General features: G+C 65.8%; 2 protein-coding genes. Both read left to right on the forward strand.

Features of this window, described 5'->3' with window-relative positions:
- Window positions 1-2,882, forward strand: a 2,882-nt coding sequence (gene traA / locus H926_RS30335; protein ID WP_022678427.1) for a Ti-type conjugative transfer relaxase TraA, incomplete at its 5' end; no start/stop codon positions are given.
- Entirely contained in the window at window positions 2,879-3,595 is a 717-nt protein-coding gene (locus H926_RS0123610) for a DUF6118 family protein (RefSeq protein WP_022678428.1), read from the forward strand. The genes traA and H926_RS0123610, both read left to right, overlap by 4 nt.
- Window positions 3,596-4,003 lie beyond the last annotated feature (408 nt).

The following is a 4,003-nucleotide window of genomic DNA, read 5'->3' on the forward strand; positions in this document are numbered from 1 at the left end:
AGCGGCTCGACCGGCACCACGATTTCTCCAACAAGACCGGCGTCGTGCACAGTGAAGTCATGCTGCCCGAAGGCGCGCCGGAAGAGTGGCGCGATCGGGCGAAGCTGTGGAACGCTGTCGAAGCGGTGGAGGTGCGCAAGGACGCGCAGCTCGCCCGCGAGATCGAGTTCGCCATTCCGCGCGAGATGAGCCAGGCCGATGGCATCCAATTGGCGCGGGATTTCGTGCAAAGGGAGTTCGTCGACCGCGGCATGGTGGCCGATCTCAATGTGCATTGGGATGTGGGGGCAGACGGCCTCGCCAAGCCGCATGCCCATGTGATGCTGGCGATGCGCGAAGTTGGGGAGAATGGCTTCGGCGCCAAGGTGCGCGAGTGGAACAGGACCGAACTGCTCACCCACTGGCGCGAAGCTTGGGCGGAGCACGTCAATGGCCGGCTGGCCCAGCTCGATATCGACGCGCGGATCGATCACCGGAGTCTCGAGGCCCAGGGCATCGACCTGGAGCCGCAGAACAAGATCGGCCCGGCCGCCGCGCGCATGGCGCAGGAAGGGCTGGTGCGCGAGCGGCTGGAAGAGCATTTTGCCATCGCCAGGAGCAATGGCGAGAAGATCCTCGAAAACCCCGGTATCGCGCTCGATGCCATCACCCACCAACAGGCCACCTTCACGTCCCGCGACCTTGCCGCGTTCGTGCACCGCCACAGCGAAGGGAAGGACCAGTTCGACGCCGTGCTGGCGGCGGTGCGGGGCTCGCCCGATCTGGTGCGCCTGGGGCCAGACGGACGCGGCGAGGAGCGCTTTACCTCGCGCGCCATGCTCGAGACCGAACAGCGGCTCGAGGTGGCCACGGCCAGGCTCGACGCTGACCGCTATCATGGCGTGCCGGCGCGTCATCTGAATGCCGCGTTGGACCGCGCCGAAGCGCGCGGCCTGGTGCTGTCGGTCGAGCAGCGCCATGCGCTCAAGCATGTCACCGGCGGTAGCGGTATTGCCAACGTGATCGGCTATGCCGGCACCGGCAAAAGCGCGATGCTGGGCGTGGCCCGCGAGGCCTGGGAGAAAGCCGGCTACGATGTGCGCGGCATTGCCCTCTCCGGTATTGCCGCCGAGAACCTGGAAAACGGCTCGGGCATTGCCTCGCGCACCATTGCCAGTCTCGAGCACCAGTGGGCGCAGGGACGCGAGACCCTTGAACCCAATTCTATCCTGGTGATCGACGAAGCCGGGATGATCGGCACGCGCCAGATGGAACGTGTGATCAGCACGGCCCAGCAACAGGGCGCCAAGGTCGTGCTGGTCGGCGATCCGCAGCAACTCCAGGCCATCGAAGCCGGCGCGGCCTTCCGCAGCATGGCCGAGCGGCATGGCGCCGTCGAGATCACCGAAGTGCGCCGCCAGGCCGAGGAATGGCAGCGCGATGCCACGCGGCACTTGGCAACGGGGCGGACGGGCGAGGCGATTGAAGCCTATCATGCGGCCGGTCTGGTGGTCGAATCACGCACCCGCGAATCGGCGCGCGATGCCTTGATCGAGCGCTGGGATGCCGATCGGCAGGCCCATCCCGAGGCCAGCCGGCTTATTCTCACCCACACCAATGCAGAATGCGATGAACTGAATGCGCAGGCCCGGGATCGTCTGCGCGATCATGGCACGCTGGGTGCCGATGTCGCGGTCGAGACCAACCGTGGCACGCGCTTGTTTGCCGAGCAGGACCGCATCATGTTCCTGCGCAACGAACGCGAACTGGGTGTGAAGAATGGCATGCTGGGCACCATCGAGCGGGTTGATCGCACCGGCATGGCGGTGCGGCTCGACGATGGCCGCGCCGTGGCGTTCGACCACAAGGACTATGCCGACCTCACCCATGGCTACGCTGCCACCGTACACAAGGCGCAAGGGGCCACGCTCGACCGGGTCCATGTCCTGGCCACGCCGGGGCTCGATCGCCATGGCGCCTATGTCGCGCTGTCGCGGCATCGTGATCATGTCGAGTTGCATTACGCCAGGACCGACTTTGCCGACCGCGAGCGGCTGGCCGCGCGGCTATCGCGCGACCGGTCCAAGGACATGGTGCGGGATTATGCCGGCAAGGAGCACGAACAACGAGCACACAAAGCCGAGCCGTCGCTACAGCCCCCAGCCAGCGCAGAACAACCCGAGCGCAAGCAGGGGCGCTTTGCCGGGTTGCGGCTCAGCGTGCCCAGCTTTGCCAGGCCGCCGGCCCAGGATCAGCAGGCAACCCACGAACACACCAAGCCGGCCTTGGCAGCAGCGCAGTACATCCAGACCAGGCCCAGCCTCGACCAGGCGGTCGAGCGCTATGCCCGCGCCACGGCGGAGATCGACCGCATGACCAGACAGCAGCTCCCCGCGCTCGAATACCAGAAGACCGCGCAGGCCCGCGCGGCGCAGGCGCTCGATGCGCTCCCCGGCGGCAGCGCTCGCGATCTCGACACCGCGTTCCAGCGCAATCCGAGCCTCATGGCCGAAGCCGCCACCGGCCGCACCACCACCGCCATCCGCGCCATGCAGCTCGAAGCCGAGATCCGCGCCAATCCCGAATTGCGCGCCGATCGCTTTGTCGAGTCCTGGCAGCAGCTTCAGGCCCAGCGCGGCCGTCTCACTGGCAGCAGCAACCGCGAGGCGCGCCAGCAGGTCGAAGGCCAGATGCGCGCCATGGCCCAGGGCCTGGAGAAGGACCACGCACTGGGCAATGCCCTTAGCAAGCGCGGGAACCAACTGATCGGCAAGCAATGGTCGCGGGAATGGTCGCCGGGCGTCAGTGGCCATGACATCAGCGAAGCGGCCAGGACCAGGTCGATCGCCCAGCAACTGACCCATTCGCTCGAGCGCGGGCGTGACCGGGGGATGGGGCTGTGACCAACAATTCCGCCAACCGCGCAAGCACCGAGTCAGACCTCGACCGTCCGGAAGTGGCGTTCGAGGCCATGACCCACAAGCTTGCCGTCCTGATCGCCGCCGTCGAAGGCTTTGCCGCCAGGCAGCAGGAACTGCACAGCCGCGACTACACCGAGGACCTGGCCCGTATCCATGCCTGCCAGGACGATGCGGCGGCCGCGATCGAGACGCTGGCCAGCAGTCCCGCGCTGCAGCTGACGCCCGAGACCATTGCCGGCCAGATCTATCATGCCACGGCCAGGGCAACTGAGGTTGAACGACAGCACTTTGGCGCTGCACGAATCGATCTGGATCGCACCGTCCTCACGATCAACGACATCGTGCAATCCATCCTGAGGGGGCTTCAGCAACTGCGCTGGCTGGGTGTCGCAGCGGCCATTGGAGTGATGACGGGCTTCCTGCTGGGTTGGGTGGTTCCGGACGTCGTTGACCGGGCGGTGCCAGAAGGCTTGCATTGGCCGGAGGAGCGTGCGGCCAGCCTTCTCCAGCGCGATGGTTGGGCGGCTGGGGAGCGGATGCTGCAGGGGTCCGATCCGCAGCGGTGGCAGGCGTTGCGGGAAGCTGCCAGCGTTTGGGCGAGCAATGCCAAAGCGCTGGAAGACTGCCAGCGGCGGGCGGCGAAGGGCGGAAAGGGCGTGAACTGCTCGATCTTGGTAGGCGATCCGCAAAGGTAGGCGCGGAACCGATTTCGTCCGGGATGGCGGACTGACCGGAACGGCATCTCTGGTTCTGGAATCGCCCCAAGATGCCTTTCGTTCACCCACTTAGCGCATCTGCTTTGGGAGCAGAGGGTCGGGGCGGCAAAGGCGGACATTCCGAAAGGGCAGCTTCCAATCAAGGGAGAGGGTTGGCTGCTCTTCAATTAGCTAGGTTTGAGGCTGCTCCTGCGGGCTGACCAGGACGGCATCCTCAGTGAAGGACTGGCCCGCACTGTCTTTCGTTCACCAAGTCCGGCATCGCGAAAGCGAATGAGTGTGTGAGCGATACTCCAGCACGGATCTTCAGGTCGACTAAAGGAGCCGGACTACTTTTGGTTCGTCTGGCGAGGATCGCTAAGCCGCTTGTAGCGCGACAAACTGGAT

Origin of the sequence: Novosphingobium sp. B-7, assembly GCF_000410615.1 — a bacterium.
In the GTDB taxonomy this organism is placed as follows: domain Bacteria; phylum Pseudomonadota; class Alphaproteobacteria; order Sphingomonadales; family Sphingomonadaceae; genus Novosphingobium; species Novosphingobium capsulatum.